20 protein-coding genes are annotated in these 17,403 nt (G+C 69.0%); 8 read left to right on the top strand and 12 right to left on the bottom strand.

What is annotated here, in order from left to right; translation table 11 throughout:
• Window positions 1–110: 110 nt before the first annotated feature.
• The gene (locus tag ACFVRO_RS08590) at window positions 111–1,088 is read right to left on the bottom strand and encodes a hypothetical protein (RefSeq protein WP_105677540.1); all 978 of its coding nucleotides are present in this window, start codon (window positions 1,086–1,088) and stop codon (window positions 111–113) included.
• Between the two features lie 288 nt (window positions 1,089–1,376).
• Here ACFVRO_RS08590 and ACFVRO_RS08585 point away from each other — a divergent pair, with 288 nt between their 5' ends.
• Window positions 1,377–2,057, top strand: coding sequence for a YqaJ viral recombinase family protein (locus ACFVRO_RS08585; RefSeq protein ID WP_105673543.1), 681 nt, complete (start codon window positions 1,377–1,379; stop codon window positions 2,055–2,057).
• Window positions 2,058–2,338: 281 nt separating this feature from the next.
• Here the strand turns inward: ACFVRO_RS08585 and ACFVRO_RS08580 are convergent, their stop codons facing one another.
• The 5 genes from ACFVRO_RS08580 to ACFVRO_RS08560 are packed head-to-tail and all read right to left on the bottom strand — an operon-like array spanning window position 2,339 to window position 5,325.
• Entirely contained in the window at window positions 2,339–2,827 is a 489-nt protein-coding gene (locus ACFVRO_RS08580) for a hypothetical protein (protein ID WP_386951322.1), read from the bottom strand.
• Window positions 2,824–3,456, bottom strand: a complete 633-nt coding sequence (locus ACFVRO_RS08575; RefSeq protein WP_386951319.1) for a hypothetical protein — start codon at window positions 3,454–3,456, stop codon at window positions 2,824–2,826. Before ACFVRO_RS08575 ends, ACFVRO_RS08580 begins: the two co-directional genes overlap by 4 nt.
• Window positions 3,453–4,043, bottom strand: a complete 591-nt coding sequence (locus tag ACFVRO_RS08570; RefSeq protein ID WP_105673784.1) for a signal peptidase I — start codon at window positions 4,041–4,043, stop codon at window positions 3,453–3,455. Before ACFVRO_RS08570 ends, ACFVRO_RS08575 begins: the two co-directional genes overlap by 4 nt.
• Window positions 4,044–4,082: 39 nt before the next feature.
• Entirely contained in the window at window positions 4,083–4,700 is a 618-nt protein-coding gene (locus ACFVRO_RS08565) for a SipW-dependent-type signal peptide-containing protein (protein ID WP_386951316.1), read from the bottom strand.
• Window positions 4,701–4,707: 7 nt separating this feature from the next.
• Complete coding sequence (locus ACFVRO_RS08560) at window positions 4,708–5,325, bottom strand: SipW-dependent-type signal peptide-containing protein (protein WP_105673551.1); 618 nt, start codon at window positions 5,323–5,325, stop codon at window positions 4,708–4,710.
• 272 nt (window positions 5,326–5,597) lie between these two features.
• Between ACFVRO_RS08560 and ACFVRO_RS08555 the strand changes: the two genes are divergently transcribed.
• The 6 genes from ACFVRO_RS08555 to ACFVRO_RS08530 all read left to right on the top strand — a co-directional run bounded on the left by ACFVRO_RS08555 (window position 5,598) and on the right by ACFVRO_RS08530 (window position 11,780).
• On the top strand, window positions 5,598–6,317 hold the full coding sequence (locus tag ACFVRO_RS08555; protein ID WP_386951313.1) for an acyl-CoA dehydrogenase: 720 nt from the start codon (window positions 5,598–5,600) through the stop codon (window positions 6,315–6,317).
• Window positions 6,318–6,328: 11 nt separating this feature from the next.
• On the top strand, window positions 6,329–6,901 hold the full coding sequence (locus ACFVRO_RS08550; RefSeq protein WP_386951310.1) for a signal peptidase I: 573 nt from the start codon (window positions 6,329–6,331) through the stop codon (window positions 6,899–6,901).
• Window positions 6,902–6,906: 5 nt separating this feature from the next.
• Window positions 6,907–7,662: a hypothetical protein gene (locus tag ACFVRO_RS08545; RefSeq protein WP_386951307.1), complete on the top strand. Its 756-nt coding sequence runs from the start codon at window positions 6,907–6,909 to the stop codon at window positions 7,660–7,662.
• Entirely contained in the window at window positions 7,659–9,434 is a 1,776-nt protein-coding gene (locus ACFVRO_RS08540) for a choice-of-anchor G family protein (protein WP_386951305.1), read from the top strand. The genes ACFVRO_RS08545 and ACFVRO_RS08540 overlap by 4 nt, the downstream gene beginning before the upstream one ends.
• Before the next feature lie 185 nt (window positions 9,435–9,619).
• Window positions 9,620–11,329, top strand: coding sequence for an MDR family MFS transporter (locus ACFVRO_RS08535; RefSeq protein WP_386951303.1), 1,710 nt, complete (start codon window positions 9,620–9,622; stop codon window positions 11,327–11,329).
• Window positions 11,316–11,780, top strand: a complete 465-nt coding sequence (locus tag ACFVRO_RS08530) for a MarR family winged helix-turn-helix transcriptional regulator (protein ID WP_105673562.1) — start codon at window positions 11,316–11,318, stop codon at window positions 11,778–11,780. The genes ACFVRO_RS08535 and ACFVRO_RS08530 overlap by 14 nt, the downstream gene beginning before the upstream one ends.
• On the opposite strand, the gene ACFVRO_RS08525 is transcribed toward ACFVRO_RS08530, so the two are convergent.
• Window positions 11,777–12,646 carry a LysR family transcriptional regulator ArgP gene (locus ACFVRO_RS08525; RefSeq protein WP_386951300.1) on the bottom strand — a complete coding sequence of 290 codons (870 nt, stop codon included), beginning with the start codon at window positions 12,644–12,646 and terminating at the stop codon, window positions 11,777–11,779. The genes ACFVRO_RS08530 and ACFVRO_RS08525 overlap by 4 nt on opposite strands.
• Before the next feature lie 71 nt (window positions 12,647–12,717).
• On the opposite strand from ACFVRO_RS08525, the gene ACFVRO_RS08520 reads away from it, so the two are divergent.
• The gene (locus ACFVRO_RS08520) at window positions 12,718–13,371 is read left to right on the top strand and encodes a LysE/ArgO family amino acid transporter (protein WP_386951297.1); all 654 of its coding nucleotides are present in this window, start codon (window positions 12,718–12,720) and stop codon (window positions 13,369–13,371) included.
• A gap of 20 nt (window positions 13,372–13,391) precedes the next feature.
• On the opposite strand, the gene ACFVRO_RS08515 is transcribed toward ACFVRO_RS08520, so the two are convergent.
• The 5 genes from ACFVRO_RS08515 to rplK form a co-directional block, all read right to left on the bottom strand.
• Entirely contained in the window at window positions 13,392–14,174 is a 783-nt protein-coding gene (locus ACFVRO_RS08515) for an amino acid ABC transporter ATP-binding protein (protein ID WP_105673567.1), read from the bottom strand.
• Entirely contained in the window at window positions 14,161–14,835 is a 675-nt protein-coding gene (locus tag ACFVRO_RS08510) for an amino acid ABC transporter permease (protein WP_181155856.1), read from the bottom strand. Before ACFVRO_RS08510 ends, ACFVRO_RS08515 begins: the two co-directional genes overlap by 14 nt.
• Window positions 14,836–14,838: 3 nt before the next feature.
• A complete protein-coding gene (locus ACFVRO_RS08505) occupies window positions 14,839–15,654 on the bottom strand; it encodes an amino acid ABC transporter substrate-binding protein (protein WP_223586006.1) in 816 nt (271 codons plus the stop codon).
• Window positions 15,655–15,837: 183 nt separating this feature from the next.
• Window positions 15,838–16,527 (bottom strand): 50S ribosomal protein L1, encoded by a 690-nt coding sequence (gene rplA / locus ACFVRO_RS08500; protein ID WP_105673570.1) that lies wholly within the window; start codon window positions 16,525–16,527, stop codon window positions 15,838–15,840.
• 11 nt (window positions 16,528–16,538) lie between these two features.
• Complete coding sequence (gene rplK / locus ACFVRO_RS08495; protein ID WP_105673572.1) at window positions 16,539–16,970, bottom strand: 50S ribosomal protein L11; 432 nt, start codon at window positions 16,968–16,970, stop codon at window positions 16,539–16,541.
• Window positions 16,971–17,403: the final 433 nt, after the last annotated feature.

Raw genomic sequence — 17,403 nt, 5'->3', positions numbered from 1 at the left:
GAGAGAGGAGGAAGAGAGAGGAGGAAGAGAGAGGAGGAAGAGAGAGGAGGAAGAGAGAGGAGGAAGAGAGAGGAGGAAGAGAGAGGAGGAAGAGAGAGGAGGAAGAGAGGCTAGGAGGGGGAGAGACCGAAGGCGGCAAGACGCAATGCCAGAGCGCGAGGAGTCTTGATGTGCGAGGTGTCCCAGCGCGCGAAGCGCCAGTGAGTGGTACCGCGGATCCAATCCTCCCGCTGCTTCTCTTCGAGGACCACCTGCTCGACGGGCTTCCCTGATCGCAGAGCAGCGTCGACGTACTTCTGCCGACCGTCGAACTCTCCGAACGCTCGGAGACCCCGCAGGCCGAAGTCGACGAAGTACGCCCTGCCGTCGGGTCCGTCGACTCGAACCTGCAGCTCGGGCGACTCGAACCCGAGACGGAACAGTTGCAGGCGGCTGACACTCTCCCCTGGCGACTCCGCGCGCCCGTCGGCGAACACGCTCACCCACCGCGCCTGGCGGATTCCCCTCACGCCGGCCCCGCGCTCCAGGCGTTCCCGCAGGCCCTGCCGCCATGACGTGCGAGCATCCTGATCCCACTCCCGGCCGCGCGAGGCCATCTGCCTCTCCCCCGCATCCGCCACGGCGACCGCAGCCTCGAGAGGCAGCTCCCGGATCAGGTCGAACACCGTTCGCGCGAGCCCGGTGCACCGGATGCCGCCGACGACACTCACGTCGTCGACCCGCAACGGGGAGACGTGTCTCCGCACATCCGGCGAGCTCGAGATCCTATGCGGAGCATCCGTCGTCATGTGCACGCGCGTCAGCCGCATCCCGTAGAGCGGAAGCCCCCAGAGCACCGCCGCCGATGAGTGCGACATGACGGCCGGGCCACGAGCGTCGCGCGCCACAGCGATGACGTGAGCGCGGTGGCGTTCCTCTTCCCAGAGCTTCTCCCGTTCCCCCGAGTCGATGAACCACCCGCGACGAAGCTGATGGAGAGCTCCGTCGCGCACCGCCCCGGCGATCTTCCGATCGGTCCATCCGTTCACGAGCAGGTCGGCGCGCGAACGCACATGGTGCGAGAGAGTGAGCCCGGCGGTTCCATCCATGCCTCATGCTGCGCACCTCCGCTCCCTCCCCCACCCCTTTCTCGCCCACCCCTTCACGCTCTGTGGACAACTCCCTCACTCCCTACTCCTGTGGAGGACCAGCGACACCCCGTCGAGTGCACGTGAACTCGACGACTGCACGGCATCCTGACGTGAATCTCCCGTGCACTCGTCGAGTTCACGGGAAGTCGACGCCAGCGCGGCAGGACAGGCAGGGAACGAGAGGGGGATGCCGGGGTGCGGCGTGTGCGGGGACGGAGGGTCGGAGGTCGGGGTTAGGGTCGAAGGGTGAATCCCGAACTCCAGGCACGCATCGTCGCGGACTCCCGCGACCGTGTGGCCTGGATGCGAGCCCGGTCGCGCGGGATCACCGCGACCGACGTCGCCGGACTGACCAGCGAGAGGTCGATCGCGCGCGCTGCAGACTCCAAACTCGGCGGAGGGCCCCGCTTCGGCGGTAACGCCTACACCGATCACGGACGCCGGCGCGAGCCCGAGATCGCCGCCTGGGTCGCGGCGACCCACGGCATCCTCCCCTCGTCCGCGCTTTTCCGCGCCGAGGTCGAGCATCGCCACCTCGCCACCCCCGACGGCATCGCGGTGGACGGCGACGGACGCATCCGCCTCGCCGAGATCAAGACCACGAACAAGCCGTTCCGCGGCATCCCGCGCACCTACCTGCGACAGATCTGGTGGCAGCAGCACGTGCTGGGCGCCGAGCGCACCCTGTTCGTGTGGGAGGAGCACGTCGACTTCTCGCCCGTGCACGACGAGCCGAAGTCCGTCTGGATCGACCGCGACGACCGCGAGATCGCGAAGCTCGTCGGACTCGCCACCGCCCTCATCGACGAGCTGTACCGGCGCACCACCGGGCAGCAGGTGCCGAGCAGGGAGATGGATGCCGCGGCCAGCCGTCGCGAGCAGCTCCGCGAGCGCGACGCGTTCCGGGCGCTGGCCCTCGCCGACTGAGCGGACCCCGGCACTGATCCGCCCCGCCCGCGGCGCCACGCACAAGAGCATCCTCCGACGCCGACCGGGCCCCGCCGGCGGCGTCACGCACAAGAGCAACCCCCGCCGCCGACCGGGCCCCGCCCGCGGCGCCACGCACAAGAGCAACCCCCGCCGCTGGCCTGGCCCCGACGGCGGCGTCACGCACAAGAGCATCCTCCGACGAGGCCATGCGCGAGCACGGACGTCGACCACAGCCTCTCCCCCGGCCGAGACGTCGCGACCGGACCATCGCTCGTCGCTCAGGTGCAGGTGTTGTTGCCGCCGAGCCCGAGGAGTCCGCCGACCGACAGCGTCCTGGTGGCCGCCCCGGGCGAGACCCATTGCGTGCCGGCGAACGTGTCGACCTTCACGGGGTTCGTGGCGCCGAGGAGGGACCCCAGGAGGGTGTTCAGCAGGCCGGAGGAGATGACAGAGGTGTAGGTGTAGGGTCCGGTCCCGCTCTGCGTGATGTTCGCCTGGTCCACGACCACCGTCTTGATCATGAGGCGCTGGAAGACCTTGTCGTTCGGCGAGGTCCAGACGATCGTCACCCCGGTGAACGTCCCCAGGAAGCTCGTGACCGTGCAGCTCGTGATGACGGGGGTCGCCAGGGTGATCCCGGTGAACGTCGCCGTCGCGTACTCCGAATCGGTGAAGTACGCCTCGGTCTGCTGCACCGGCGGCGCGATCGCCAGCTCGATGAGCAGCGCGAGACCCGCGAGACCCGCGGTGAGCCGCCGGCCGTTCACGAGTCCTCATCCTCTCCGCGCGACCTCCGCCGACGCGCGATCAGGAGCACGGCGCCGACCACGACGAGCACGGCCCCTCCGCCGAGGATCCAGAGCACGACGGGCGACATACCCGTGGTTGCGAGTCCGCCATCCGGCCCGATGACGGCCGACTCACCGGCCCCGTGCGCATGGACGCGGACCTCGGTGCGCCCGTCCTCGTCGTCCGAGGCGAGCGCGATGGAGAGCCTGAGGTGCGCGACCTCCGTGTCGGCCATCTGCGCGAGCGCGATCTCCGCTCCGTCGCGCGGGATGCTCCATCCGGTGCGCAGGATCGTCGAGCCTCCGGGGCATCCGCTCGGGGTCCACGCGCTCATGCAGAGCGAAGCGTCGACCACCAGTGAGGCATCTCCGCTCGCGCTCACGCCGATCGTGACGGTGCCGGGGTCGGGGGCATCCGCGCTGACGGCGACGTCCCACTGCACGGGCGCTCCGGGCAGCAGGGATGCCGCGGCGTCCCAGTCGGCGACGGACACCAGCCGCAGCACCTGTCCCTGCACGACCTGCGTCGACGGGGCCGCCCACGCCGGGCTCGCGCCGATCACGCCGAGCACGACCAGCGCGGCGACGGCGACGAGACGGCTCCTCATGTCGGCATCCGCTCTCGCCGCCGTCCGTCACGCGGCCAGAACGCCCATACGACGAGCACGGCCGCAGCCACGGTGATGCCGCCGAGCACGAAGGGGTTGCCCATCGCGACGATGACGGTGGCGATGCCCGGAACCGAGAACAGCACGGTCCGCACGGAGCTCACGGTGTACGGGAAGGGGTCTTCCGTGGCGTTCGCGTCGCCCTTCAGCGTGATCACGCGCTCGGCATCCGTCGCCCCGGGGACGATCGTCGTCACGCGGTGCGTGACCGGGAGCTCGCCCTCGCGGTCCACGGTCACGACGTCGCCCACCTCGACCTCGGCCGCGGGGATCCGCTGCACGACGGCGACGGAACCTGCCGGAATGGTCGGCGACATCGATCCGGTCTTGAACATGATCAGCGTGATCCCGGCGGTGTAGGCGAGGATCACCAGCACGATGCAGACGACACCGCCGATCGCGGCGATCCAGAGCAGCAGGTCGGCGAGCACCTTTGCAGGTCCGCGGCGAGGAGAGGATGCCGCAGCGGGCGCACCGGCGGGCGGCTCCTGCTCCCGCAGGCTCCGCCTCGTCACCGCCGTGCTCATCGTCTCGTCCTCCCGCTGTTCTCCCGTCGAAGGCATCCGCTAGGTCGACGTCCCCAGCAGTATCCAGGTCTGGATGGCCGTGAGGCCCTGCGCCGAGTTCGGGGCGTCGGACTTCAGCGTCACCGCGAAGCAGTAGTTGATCTGGTTGCCGCCGGCCGCGAGCAGCGCCTGCGCCGAGGCGGCGCCGGTCGTCAGCGCCGTGCCGTCGGCCACCACCACCGTGCCGCCCGCGTAGGCGCCGGAGTCGCACGTGGTGCCGGCGATGGTCTTGACCCCGTACGTCATGGAGGGCGCGAGACCCGTGCCTCCCGTGGTGCCTGCCGTGACCTGCACATTGCCCTTGACGGAGCTCGCTGACGTCTTGACGCTGAACAGCGCGTACACCGTGTTGCCCGGCGCCATCCCACTGAACGGGGCGGTGAAGGACAGCGCGGCCGGCGAGCCGACGGGGTGGTTCGTGAACGTCCCCGTGCCCGTCGTCGAGCCGACGATGTCGAAGCTCCCCGATGTGAAGGTCGCCGCCCCGTACTCGGAGTCGTTCCATGCGGCCAGCGTCGCGGCCCCGCCCACGCCGAGCACGAGTCCACCCGCGAGGATGGCTCGGATTCGGCGGGAACGCAGCCGCTTCGCGTCCCGCATGTCCCTGCGGGTCACCATCAGAGGCTCAGTTCGAGGTCGCCGTGAACTTCCAGGTGGCCGTCGTCGCGAGAGTCTGCTCCAGGTTCGCGTCGGCGGTGACCTTGAAGCACAGCTGCACCGCGGTGCCGGCCGTCGACACGTTCGGCCCCTGCGAGAGAGTGATCGGGGTCACGCCGGTCTGCACGTCGAGCGTCGCACCCGTCGCGACAGGAGTGCCCGTCGCGGAGGCCGCGTTGCAGGTCGCGCCCGGCGCCAGCTGGTACACCGAGTACGAGAGGTGGTCACTGTTCGACGTCGCCGCTGCGTCTGCCGTGGTGCCGTTGGCCGAGAGGCTCGCGCCCGTCGTGGTGCCGGCGGCGAGGCGCACCCAGAAGCCCGAGTAGACGATATTGCCCGGAGCGAGGTTGCTCACGGGAACGGTGAACGCCAGTGTCGCGGCGGTGTCGCCCTTGTCGACGTTGTGGTCGCTGTAGTTCGCGTCGCCGGTCGCCGATCCCTCGAGGTTGAACGCGCCGGCCGTGAAGGTCCCGTTCGCGAACTCGGAGTCGTTCCATGCCGCGAGCGTGACCGCGGTGCCGATGCCGAGCACGAGACCCCCCGCGAGCACCGCCAGGACCTTGCGCTGAGTTGCCGTTGTTGCCATGTCAGATTCCCCCTCAGGAATGCCGGGTGTACGACGGCGGAGTGCATCGTGGACGGCCGCCCCTCAGTGACCGGCATCCGCTCGTCCCCCACATCATCACTCAGTGGGAGCCCTCCCACAAGGGATGCAGGTCACGATTGCACACCGGAATATCTGTTTCTCACCAATATTCCGGTTTCGATGGACGACGGCGGTGACGGTGCACTAGAACTTAGGGGAAACGGAGGCCCCCACCCACGGTCTCCGCCCACATGAGTCCTGAGGGGGACGGTATGGAACCGAGACGAGCGCGCCGCGCTGCCACGAACAACAGAACGCGGAAGGTCGTCGCGATCGTCGCCGCAGCCGCCGTCGCAGGGGTGGGAGCGTCCCTGAGCCTCGCGGCCTGGAACGACACCGAATGGCTCTTCGCCGGCGCAGGGACGGAGCCCGGCATCAACACCTCCTCGTTCGAGCTCGAACAGCTCGCCCTTCCGGCATCCGGAGCAGCCCCCGGTTCGACCGCATGGGCAGACTACGAGACGAACCCGGGCAACGGGGTGACCTTCACGCTGTCGGATCTCACGCCCGGCGACTCGACCTATGCCCTCGTCGCCGTACGCTCCTCGGCGGACTCGCTGGGCGGCACCGCCACCCTTGCGGCCGCCACCGCTGCCGCCGGCGTGACCGTGGCGGATGCCGGCGGCCACCTGTGGAACGCCACCGACGTGCGCGTCTCCACCTGGAGTGGCGCCGACCTCGCCGCCACGAAGGCGTGCAACGCGGCGACGTTCGGCAATGTCGCGAACACCACGATCGCGACCGGCGATCTGGGCGCGAGCGGCGGCACGGCAGCGCAGACGTACGCGGCGGACTCCGGCAACGTCAACTTCTACTGCTTCGAACTGACCTTCACGGTTCCCGGAGTGCTGCCGTCCGGCATCACCACGGTCGACGACTACATGGGCCGCAGCATCGCGCCCGCGTGGAAGTTCGACGCCGCGTCCGCCTGACCCCTCGGACCATGGCCTCCACCGCAGAGGACCTGCGAGACCGCGGGGTCGATCAGGGACTGCGCCGACGCGATCGTTCCACACGGCCGCGTCGGCGCCGCTCCCTCCTCCCCACGATCCAGAACGTGCTCGTGTGGCTGCTGGGCGCCGTCGGGGCGATCGCCATCGCCTGGCTCATCGCCTCGTGGGCGCTCGGCCTCCATCTGGTGATCCTCGCCACCGGCTCGATGTCTCCGACCATGCCCGCGGGTACCGCGGTGATCGAGAGGACCGCGGATGCCGCAGACCTCGGCGTCGGCGACGTCGTCAGCGTGCCTCGCGCCCATGACGACCAGCTGGTGACCCACCGGATCGTGGCGATCGGAGACGAGGAGGCGGACCGCAGGACGCTCACGCTGCGCGGGGACGCCAACGACGCCGATGACGCCGAGCAGTACGTCGTCACGCGCGCGGGGGTCGTGCTGTTCGCGATCCCCGGACTCGGGTTCGTGCTCTCGGCCGTGACCTCGCCGATCGGCCTCGCGGTGCTGGGCCTGGTGCTCGCCGGCGCCGTCCTCTGGGTGCTGTGGCCGAGCAGACGATGACGGTCATGACACGTCGAGACCGGTTCCGCCGCATCGTCGGCGGGACCCTGATCGTCGTGTGCGCGGGCGCAGGGGCGGTGCTCGCTGGAACGGCCGCAGCCCAGGCGGCGCCGTTCTTCACCGACCCCGGCCAGTCACCCGGACATCTCACGCTGGAGACCTCGCCGTGGATCGTCCGCGACGTGCAGAGCGCCCACGCCCTCTCCCCGGGTGAGTCCCTCGTGCTGTCTCCGGGCGATCGGGGGTACTGGGAGATCCGCGCCGCCCACGACGACCCTTCCGGCCCCGCGACCCTGTCGGTCGTGCTGACGGCCGAGGGAGAGCTCGCCCGCGACCCGCAGGGTCTGCGGGTCGTGTTCCAGCAGTGCCTCACGGAGTGGACCGGGATGCCGTCCGGCACTCCGACGTGCGCCGCTCCCGGCGGTTCGACGACGCTGCCCCCGGCGACGGCATCCGCCTCCTCCCCGCGCACCTACCTCGTCGATCTCGCCGCCGGATCGGCGCAGCATATGCTCGTCACCGCCACGCTCGACGGCATCCCGGCCGACGAGGAGGACGAGGGCCTCGACGCGACCGTGGGCGTCGGCCTCACCGCCGCCCGCACGGACGCGGCCGCTCCGCCCGCCGGCGGACCGCTCGCCGCCACCGGCATCGACGGTGTCGCCCTGCTGCAGATGCTCGGGGTCGCGCTGGCCGCCGTCGGCGCGGGCATCGGAGTCCGGATGCTGCGCCGCACCGAGCCGACGGAGGATGCGACGTGAACCGCCTGCGCGCGTGGCTCGCCGTCGGCGCCGTCGCGATCCTCGCCGTGCCCGTGGTGACCTCCACCTCTCTGGCGAGCTGGCGGGACGCCGAGTGGGCGCACGCCGCTCCCGTCGGAACGTCCTCACTGAAGTGCGGGACCGACACCGGCTTCTCGACCACATCCGCCGGCCGCCAGGTCAGCGGCACGCTGCTCGGCGCCGATCTCGACACCGTCGCCGCCGTCAACGGCGTCCGCGACGCGATCGACGGCGCGCTCACCGAGACCTACTCCCCCGTGCAGAACGCGCACGACCTCGACCCCGGTTCGACGACGACGTTCACCAGGGCGACCTCGCTCAACGTCGGCATCCTCCCCGCTCCCCTGGCGACGGTGTCACTGCCGACCATCCAGGCAGCCGTGCCCGACTTCGCCGTGGGCACCCTGTCGCAGTACTCGCAGGTGACGCCGAAGGGCCTCGCGACCGGAGCGACAGGAGCGGTGACCAACCAGTCCGGCATCGCGACGATCGGCGAGTACGGAGCATCCACTCCGCCGCGCACGGGCTCGCTGACGCTGAACGGCGTGCTCGGCAGCGCGATCACGTCGAACCTGACGAACGCCGCGCTCGACATCGGCGCGGTATCGGCCCTGTCCCGCGTCGACGGCTGCGATGTGCTGCGCGAGGCGACGTGGGACGTACCGGCCGCGTCGACCGCTGTCGCCCGCGACTACGACATCGCGGGGCTCGACCTCACGCTGACGGCTCCCGTGCTCTCCGGGCTCGTCGGGCAGGTCGACACCTCGGTCACCCAGCTCCAGGCCAAGTTGAACGGACTGCAGGCCTCCCTCTCGTCCGGCATCACCGGAGTGCTCAATCAGCTCCATCTCGACCTCGGCGTCCTCAGCGTGTCGACCGCGGGGTCCGGGGTGTCGGTCACGAACATCCCGCAGGTCGCGCCCGCGGTCTCCGCCCTGCTCGCAGGCTTCTCGGATGCCGACGGCATCGTCACCCTCAGCCCCCGCGACGGTCTGATCAAGGTGAACCTCGCACGACTGCTGAACGGCGCGAACGGGCTGAACGACCTCGCTCCGAACACGCAGTTCCTGCTGACGCCCGCGGTGCTGACGAACATCGGAACGCGCGTGACGAACCTGGTGACGGCCTGGCGGACCCAGGTCATCAGCGCTCTCACCACGGTCGCCGGCCTGCCGAGGGTCAAGATCGACGTGAGCGCGGAGGTCAAGGCCACCGTCGCCGGGATCCCTCCACTCATCCCTGACGTCGTGATCAAGGTCGCCGATGTGAAGATCAACCTCGACGCGAACCTCGGCGCGCTGCACACCTCCGGCACGTCACTGCTGAACGCCGGAGTGAGCGTCACGATCGCCGACCTCGGCATCCTCACCCCCGTGCTCGGGGCTCTGCTCACGCCCGTTCTCGCGCTGCTCAATCCCCTCGTCGGCACGCTCCGCAACGTCATCAAGGCCGTCGTCGACGACGTCTTCTCCGTGGTCACCGCCCTCGACGGCGTGCTCGCCGCGGGCGTGCCCGTCGTCGCGAATGCCGTCGCCGCGGTCTTCGGCGCGCTCGCTCCGATCTTCTCGCTGTATGTGAACGTGCAGCCCGATCGCCCGAACGCGCCCCCTGTGTCGCCCTTCATCCCCGCGACGAGCACAGCGACGGCGGAGTACAAGGTCACGGCTCTGCGCATCGGGCTGCTCGACGCGCTGCTGCCCACGAGCGTGAATCTGGGCACCGCGTCGGCCGGACCGATCTCGCTGCCCTAAATCCCGCGCGTCCGCGCAGGCCCTGCCCCGGTCGTTGAGCGAGGAGCGCAGCGACGAGACGAAACGAAGCCTCTCGTATGTAGTTGACTAATCTCAACCATTCGGCGTATAGTTGACGAAGTTCAACTATCTCGTGCGCGCCAGAGCTGTCGCAGCATCCCCCTCCGACTGCGAAGGCCTTCTGCATGACCATGGATTCCCCCGCCGGAATGACGCACCGTCAGGTGCTCGAAGCCCTCACCGGGCTCCTTCTCGGCATGTTCGTCTCGATGATCGCCGGCACGGTGGTCTCCACCTCGATGCCCGTCATCGTCCACGACCTCGGCGGCGACCAGGCCGCCTACACCTGGGTGATCACCTCCACGCTGCTCACCACGGCGATCTCGACCCCGATCTGGGGCAAGCTCGCCGACCTCTTCAACCGCAAGCTGCTGATCCAGATCGCGATCGTGATCTTCGTGCTCGCGACCGCCGCTGCCGGCTTCGCACAGGACACCGGCATGCTCATCGCCTTCCGCGCCGTGCAGGGACTCGGCGCCGGCGGACTCGCCGCCCTCAGCCAGGTCATCATGGCCGACATCATCAGCCCGCGCGAACGCGGCCGTTACATGGGCCTGTTCGGCGCGGTCATGGCCGTCGCCACCGTCGGCGGACCGCTGCTCGGCGGCTGGATCACCGACAGCATCAACTGGCGCTGGAACTTCTTCGTCGCCCTGCCCTTCGCCGTCGCGGCCCTGATCATCCTGCAGAAGACGCTCCACATCAAGGCCGAACGCACCCGCAAGGTCTCGGTCGACTACGTCGGCATCGTGCTGCTCTCCGCCGCCGTCTCGCTCCTGCTGATCTGGATCACCAACGCCGGCACGAACTTCGACTGGTGGGGCATCGAGACGATCCTCATGATCGGCGGAGTCCTCCTCGCGACGATCCTGTTCATCGTCGTCGAGCTCAAGGTGCGCGAGCCGCTCATCCCGCTGACGCTGTTCCGCGGACGCACCTTCACCCTCTCCGTGCTCGCCTCGATCTCCATCGGCGTCGCGATGTTCGGCACCTCCGTCTACCTCGCGCAGTACATGCAGCTCTCGCGCGGAGCCTCGCCCACCGAGGCCGGTCTCATGACGCTGCCGATGATGGCGGGACTCCTCATCTCGTCGATGGTCGTCGGTCAGCTCGTGACCCGCTACGGAAAGTGGAAGGGCTACCTGATCCTCGGCTCCGTGCTGCTGATCGCCGGCTCCTCCCTGCTCTCAACGCTGCACTACGACACGAACTTCGCGCTCGTCTCCGTCTACATGTTCCTCACCGGCGCCGGCGTCGGCATGACGATGCAGAACCTCGTGCTCATCGTGCAGAACGTCGCCAAGCCCACGGAGATCGGCGTCGCCTCCTCCGGCGTCACCTTCTTCCGCAGCCTCGGCGGCACCATCGGCGTCTCGGTCATGGGCGCCTTCCTCGCGAACAAGATCACCGATCTGTTCACGAACGGCAAGGAAGACCTGATGGCCGCGATCGCCCAGACCGGCGACAAGGCGCAGGAGGTCGCCGCCGCGCTCAGCAGCGGCACGGTTCCCGAGGTGCGCCTGTTGCCCGAGCCCGTGCGCTCCCTGGTCGAGGACTTCTACGCCCAGGCGATCTCGCACGCGTTCCTCATCGGCATCCCGCTGGCCGTGCTGAGCCTGATCGCGATCCTGTTCCTCCCGAACAGGCCGCTGACCCGCATGACGACCAGCGAGCGCGCCAAGGCGGAAGCCGGCTCCGACGACGAGCACCGTGTCGTGGAGGAGGCCGCCGATGTCGCGATCGCCGACGCCGAGGCTCTCGCGGGCGTTCCGACCGGTACAGTGCAGGTTGTGTCCCACCGCACCGGCGAAGCAGCATCCGATGGCAGAGTCTGAGTCCTCTGAGGCGCGGGCCGTCGCGGTCCGCGCCCTCGAGGCGGAGTTCAGCGAGCTCATCACGAACTTCCGTCGGGTGCTCCTGGAGAACGCGAACCGGGTCAGTCCGGGCATGCTCCCCGGCGCGTACAAGACGCTGACCACGATCGCCCGGTGCGAGCAGGTCACGGTGTCGACGCTCGCGGAGCGGATGCTGTCGGACAAGGGCCAGGTGAGCCGCACGGTGCGCGAGCTGGAGGGCCTCGGACTCGTCGAGCGCTCCGCCGACCCGAGCGACGGCCGCTCCTTCCTGCTGCGGCTCACCCCGCACGGGGAGGAGCGTCTCGCCCAGGCCCGGTTGCCGCAGGAGGGCCTGCTCATGACGACGCTCACCGACTGGAGCGTCACGGACATCGACAACCTCACGCACCTGCTGCACGCTCTGGTCTCGGGCGCGACGCCGAACCGCTAGCCGAGCACCCGACCGGCCTCGGCGGCGATCTCGGCCGCGATCGTGTCGAGCAGCGTGCTGCGCAGGTTCCACTGCTGCCAGTACAGCCGCACGCGCAGCGTCGGGCCTCCGAGCGGGACCAGCCCGTGTGCGCCCTGCAGCAGCGGGAGCATCCCCCAGCCGAGGCCGAGCTCCACCGCGAGGGCGTAGTCGTGCGAGGCGGGCACGTAGTGCCGCGGCACCGACTGGTGCGAGACCTTCATCGCTCTGAGCCACTCGTGCTGCAGGGTGTCTCTGCGGTCGAAGTCCACGAACGGCGCCGCGCCCAGCGCCCCCCGGGTGACTCCCTCGGGGAACCAGCGGGCGGCGAAGGCGGGTTCGGCCATCGCCCTGTACTCGAGCACGCCGAGCGGAGACACCGAGCATCCGGCGACGGGTGCCTCCTCGCTCGTGACCGCAGCCATGACGGCGCCCGACTCCAGCAGGCGAGCGGTGAAGTTCTGATCGTCGCGATGCAGGTCGAAGTCGATCGCGTGCTCCGCCGACAGCCGGGCGAGCGGCGGCAGGAACCAGGTCGCCATCGAGTCGGCATTCACAGCCAGCGGGATGCTGATGCGCGCGCCCTCCTCGTCGAGGCCGAGTCCCGAGAGCGCGTCGTGCTCCAGCAGCGCGACCTGGCGGGCAAGGCGCACGACCGCCTCACCGGCCTCGGTGAGCTGCACGGGCTTCGTGCGCACCACGAGCACCCGCCCCAGCTGCTGCTCCAGCGTCTTCAGCCGCTGACTCACGGCGGAGGGCGTGATCCGCAGCCGTCGGGATGCCGCATCGAGCGTGCCCTCGTCGGCCACCGCCGCGACGGTGGCCGCCAGTTCAGGATCGATTCGCATAGTAAGTGATGCTAATGGTTCACAAGGAATCTTCGCTGGTGCTTTTGCTTGCACGTTCGTAGCGTGGAACCATGCTCACCGTGCTCGCCGGTCTCGGACTCGGCCTCTCCCTCATCGTCGCCATCGGCGCCCAGAACGTGTTCGTGCTGCGCCAGGGCATCCGCCGAGAGCACGTGCTGGCGGTCGTCATCATCTGCGCCGCCTCCGACGCCGCCCTCATCGCCGCCGGCGTCGCGGGTCTCGGCTTCGTGATCTCGGCGGCGCCGTGGCTCGTCGTCGTCGCACGGTGGGCCGGAGCCCTGTTCCTGCTGGCCTACGGTCTGCTCGCGGCCCGTCGGGCCTGGCGCGGCGGCGAGCACCTCACCGTGGACGAACCGGACGCCGCGGCATCCGGTTCCGACGCCAGCCCCACCACACTCACCCGGACCCGGCTCGCACCCGTGGTGCTCACCACTCTGGCCCTCACCTGGCTGAACCCCCACGTCTACCTCGATACGGTGCTGATGCTCGGCTCGATCGCCGCCACGCACGGCGAGCAGCGGTGGCTGTTCGCGGCGGGGGCCATCGCCGCCAGCATCCTGTGGTTCACCGCCCTCGGCTTCGGCGCGCGCTATCTCGGACGCTGGCTGCGCACAGCGCGGTCCTGGCGCATCCTCGACGGCGTGATCGCGGTCGTGATGATCGCTCTGGCCGTCTCGCTCGTGCTGCCCGTCCTGGGCGGCTGACGCGCAGAGGCGCGGCGCGGTCAGGCGCCGTCGAGGGGGCGCAGGATGCGCGTCAGGAACCGCTGCGTGCGCTCTTCGCGGGGCGCCCCGAACACCTCGGCCGGCGGCCCCTCCTCCACGACGACGCCGCCGTCCATGAACAGCACGTGATCGGCGGCCTCGCGGGCGAAGCTCAGCTCGTGCGTGACGACGACCATGCTCCATCCCTCGTCGGCGAGCTCTTTGATGACCAGGAGGACCTCGCCGACCAGCTCAGGGTCGAGCGCGCTGGTCGGCTCGTCGAAGAGCAGGAGATCGGGCTTGAGGGCGAGAGCGCGCACGATGCCGACGCGCTGCTGCTGCCCGCCGGAGAGCTGGTGCGGGCGGGCGTCCGCCTTGTCTTCGAGACCCACGCGAGCGAGCAGGACCCTGGCCTCGGCGATCGCCTCCGCCTTCGGGCGCCCCTGCACCCGCCACGGCCCCTCGATCACGTTCTCCAGCACCGTGAGGTGCGGGAAGAGATTGTGGTGCTGGAACACCATCGCCGAGCGGTCCCGCAGCGCGAACCTCAGCTTCTGCGGAACCTTCGAGGAGAAGTCGACCTCGGGCCCGCCGTCGACGAGGATCGTGCCCCCGTCTGGGGTCTCGAGTCCGTTCAGTGAGCGAAGCACGGTCGTCTTGCCCGATCCGCTCGGACCGATCAGCACGACGACCTCGCCGCGGTGCAGCGTGAGGTCGATGCCCCGGAGCACCTCGTTGTCGCCGAACCGCTTGTACAGCTGCGATGCGGCGAGAAGGGGCGTGGATCCGCTAGTGCGCGACACGACTGTCGAGCCTCCTCTCGAGGGCGCCCTGCCCGAAGGACAGGACGAGGCAGAACACCCAGTAGACGAGAGCGGCGGCGAGGTAGAGCGCCATGAACTCGTAGGTCGTCGAGGCGATCTGCTGCGCGACCTTGAACAGCTCGGTCACGAGGATGAGAGACGCCAGCGATGTGTCCTTCACCAGCGAGATGAAGGTGTTGGACAGCGGGGGCACCGACACGCGCGCAGCCTGCGGGAGGATGATGCGGGTGAGCGCGCGCGAACGGTTCATGCCGACCGTGTACGCGGCCTCCCACTGCCCCTTCGGCACCGACAGGATCGCGGCCCGCACGATCTCCGCACCGTAGCCGCCGACGTTCAGCGACAGGGCGATGATCGCGCTGGGCCACGGGTCGATCGTGATCCCGATCGACGGCATCCCGTAGAAGATTACGAACAGCTGCACGAGCAGCGGCGTTCCGCGGATGACGGAGATGTAGAACCGCGCGGCGTTCGACAGCACCGGATTGACCGAGATCCGCATCAGCGCGATCCCGACCGCGATCAGCAGTCCGATCGCGAACGAGATCAGCGCGAGCGGCACCGTCACCGTGAGCCCGGCGAGGGCGATCGGCCCCAGCGAACCCAGGAAGAGCTGCCAGACGCTGTCGGGAGAGTCCATCGGCTACTCGGTGACGTCTTCGCCGAAGTACTTCTTGCTGATCTCCGCCAGCGTGCCGTCGGCGCGGAGCTCGTCGAGAGCCTTGTCCACGGCAGCGACGAGGGTCTTCTTGTCCTTGGTGAACGCGAAGGCCTGCTTGCCCGCCTCATCGGTCTCCGCGGCGATCTTCAGCCCGGTGGGACCGTCGGTGGTCTCGTAGTCGAGGAACGTGAGCTTGTCGTTGATGGTCGCGTCCACGCGGCCCTGGCGGAGCAGCGCGACGGCCTGCGCCCAGCCCTCGACGCCCTCGACCTTCGCACCCGACTCCGTGGCGAGATCGTTCCAGTTGCTGGTCAGCGACTGGGCCGTCGTCTTGCCCTTGAGATCGGCGAAGGAGCTGATCGAGTCGTCGTCCTCCTTGACCACGATCACCCCGGGCGACACCGTGTACGGGGTGCTGAAGAGGTACTGCTTCTCGCGCTCGTCGTTGATGGTGACCTGGTTGGCGATCACGTCGAAGCGACCGGCATCCAGCCCAGCGAAGATCGCATCCCACTGCGTCTCCTGGAACTCGACCTTGAGACCGAGCTTGTCGCCGACGGCCTGGATGATCTCGACGTCGTAGCCGGTCAGGTCGCCCGTGCCGCCGTCGGCGTGGAAGCTGAACGGGCGGTAGGTGCCCTCCGTGGCCACCGTGAGGGTGCCGTCCTTCACGAGTCCGAAGTCGGCGCCCTCCGCGCTCGACGAGCTGCTCGACGCCGGTGCGGTGGAGCCGCTGCAGGCGGTGAGAGCGGATGCTGCGAGGACGAGTGCCGTGACGGCGATGAGGCGACGGGACATGTGCTTACCCTCCTGGGTGCGTGAGCGCGGATGCTGTGCGCGCGTTTTCGAGCGAATCTCACCCTATGCACGAGTCCGCGATATGTCGCATCTCGTGACGTTCCGTGTCGGGGTGCCAGCCTACTCCAGGACGCAGAAGAGCCCCCGCCGTGACGGCGGGGGCTCTTCGAGAGCGAATCAGGCTCAGATGGCGTTGACATCCAGCGGGATGCCGGGGCCGAACGTGGTCGACACCGCACCCTTCTGGATGTAGCGGCCCTTGGAGCTGGACGGCTTGAGGCGGACGATCTCCTCGAGCGCTGCGCCGATGTTCTCGTTCAGCTGCTCGGCGGTGAAGGACGCCTTGCCGACGACGAAGTGCACGTTGGCGTGCTTGTCGACGCGGAACTCGATCTTTCCGCCCTTGATCTCCTCGACGGCCTTGGCCGTGTTCGGGGTCACGGTGCCGGTCTTCGGGTTCGGCATGAGTCCACGCGGACCCAGGACCTTTCCGAGACGACCGACCTGGCCCATGAGCTCCGGGGTGGAGACGGCCGCGTCGAACGCGGTCCAGCCGCCGGCGACCTTCTCGATGAGCTCGGCGCCGCCGACCTCGTCTGCACCAGCGGCGATCGCAGCCTCGGCAGCGGGGCCGGTGGCGAACACGATGACGCGGGCGGTCTTGCCGGTGCCGTGGGGCAGGATGACGGTGCCGCGCACCATCTGGTCTGCCTTGCGGGGGTCGACCGAGAGCTTCAGCGCGACCTCGACGGTCGAGTCGAACTTCGACGAGCCGGTCTCCTTCGCCAGGGCGACAGCCTCAGCGGGAGTGTAGAAACGGTCTGCCTCGATCTTCTCGGCGGCAGCCTTGTAAGCCTTGGACTTGGTAGCCATGATTATTCTCCTCAGCCCTCGACCGTGATGCCCATGGAACGGGCGGTGCCGGCGATGATCTTCGAGGCGGCCTCGATGTCGTTCGCGTTCAGGTCGGCCTGCTTGGTCTCGGCGATCTGACGGACCTGGTCCTTGGTGATCTTCGCGACCTTGACGGTGTGCGGGGTGGCAGAGCCCTTCTGGACGCCTGCGGCCTTCTTGATGAGCTCCGCCGCCGGCGGGGTCTTCAGGATGAAGGTGAAGCTGCGGTCCTCGTAGACGGTGATCTCCACGGGGATGACGTTGCCGCGCTGCGACTCGGTCGCGGCGTTGTACGCCTTGCAGAACTCCATGATGTTGACGCCATGCTGACCGAGCGCGGGGCCGATCGGCGGCGCCGGGTTGGCTGCACCGGCGTTGATCTGAAGCTTGATCAGGCCGGTCACCTTCTTCTTCGGTGCCATTCTCTTTCCTTTCGTCGAATCGGATGCCGAGGCATCCGCTTCTCCCACGATTCCGGCCTCTCCGGATCGTGGTCGTCTGCGCGCACGCCGAAGCGGCACACAAACCACATGAGTCTACCCGATGCCGACGCCCATCGCGACTCTGCCCGCACGCCACGGTCCGCACGTCTCGGCCCGCACGATGGCGAGAGCGGATGCCGCAGGGCGGGGCGGGCCACTTGCACGATCCGGGCACAGCTGCACGACCGAACGGGCAGCAACGTCGTGCAGACGTCTCCTGGTCGCGCAAGTGGTCCGCGGGCGAGCGGCCGATCCTAGGAACTGCTCGACTACCAGCTCAGCTTCCTCGACTGAATCCTAAATCACGCGAAACCTCTTGAATGGACGGGGAATCTGCCGTATAAATGGACGGGAGATTCCCCGCCTATTCATG

It is taken from the genome of Microbacterium sp. NPDC057944 (assembly GCF_042887445.1).
GTDB lineage: Bacteria > Actinomycetota > Actinomycetes > Actinomycetales > Microbacteriaceae > Microbacterium > Microbacterium natoriense.
This window is presented reverse-complemented; position numbering and strand designations above follow the sequence as displayed.

What these genes read in the sequence shown, in the direction of transcription:
- ACFVRO_RS08590 (WP_105677540.1), bottom strand. Translation starts at nt 1,088, where the DNA reads ATGGATGGAACCGCCGGGCTCACTCTCTCGCACCATGTGCGTTCGCGC.
- ACFVRO_RS08575 (WP_386951319.1), bottom strand. Translation starts at nt 3,456, where the DNA reads ATGAGGAGCCGTCTCGTCGCCGTCGCCGCGCTGGTCGTGCTCGGCGTG.
- ACFVRO_RS08570 (WP_105673784.1), bottom strand. Translation starts at nt 4,043, where the DNA reads ATGAGCACGGCGGTGACGAGGCGGAGCCTGCGGGAGCAGGAGCCGCCC.
- ACFVRO_RS08565 (WP_386951316.1), bottom strand. Translation starts at nt 4,700, where the DNA reads ATGGTGACCCGCAGGGACATGCGGGACGCGAAGCGGCTGCGTTCCCGC.
- ACFVRO_RS08560 (WP_105673551.1), bottom strand. Translation starts at nt 5,325, where the DNA reads ATGGCAACAACGGCAACTCAGCGCAAGGTCCTGGCGGTGCTCGCGGGG.
- ACFVRO_RS08555 (WP_386951313.1), top strand. Translation starts at nt 5,598, where the DNA reads ATGGAACCGAGACGAGCGCGCCGCGCTGCCACGAACAACAGAACGCGG.
- ACFVRO_RS08550 (WP_386951310.1), top strand. Translation starts at nt 6,329, where the DNA reads ATGGCCTCCACCGCAGAGGACCTGCGAGACCGCGGGGTCGATCAGGGA.
- ACFVRO_RS08545 (WP_386951307.1), top strand. Translation starts at nt 6,907, where the DNA reads ATGACACGTCGAGACCGGTTCCGCCGCATCGTCGGCGGGACCCTGATC.
- ACFVRO_RS08535 (WP_386951303.1), top strand. Translation starts at nt 9,620, where the DNA reads ATGACCATGGATTCCCCCGCCGGAATGACGCACCGTCAGGTGCTCGAA.
- ACFVRO_RS08530 (WP_105673562.1), top strand. Translation starts at nt 11,316, where the DNA reads ATGGCAGAGTCTGAGTCCTCTGAGGCGCGGGCCGTCGCGGTCCGCGCC.
- ACFVRO_RS08525 (WP_386951300.1), bottom strand. Translation starts at nt 12,646, where the DNA reads ATGCGAATCGATCCTGAACTGGCGGCCACCGTCGCGGCGGTGGCCGAC.
- ACFVRO_RS08520 (WP_386951297.1), top strand. Translation starts at nt 12,718, where the DNA reads ATGCTCACCGTGCTCGCCGGTCTCGGACTCGGCCTCTCCCTCATCGTC.
- ACFVRO_RS08510 (WP_181155856.1), bottom strand. Translation starts at nt 14,835, where the DNA reads ATGGACTCTCCCGACAGCGTCTGGCAGCTCTTCCTGGGTTCGCTGGGG.
- ACFVRO_RS08505 (WP_223586006.1), bottom strand. Translation starts at nt 15,654, where the DNA reads ATGTCCCGTCGCCTCATCGCCGTCACGGCACTCGTCCTCGCAGCATCC.
- rplA (WP_105673570.1), bottom strand. Translation starts at nt 16,527, where the DNA reads ATGGCTACCAAGTCCAAGGCTTACAAGGCTGCCGCCGAGAAGATCGAG.
- rplK (WP_105673572.1), bottom strand. Translation starts at nt 16,970, where the DNA reads ATGGCACCGAAGAAGAAGGTGACCGGCCTGATCAAGCTTCAGATCAAC.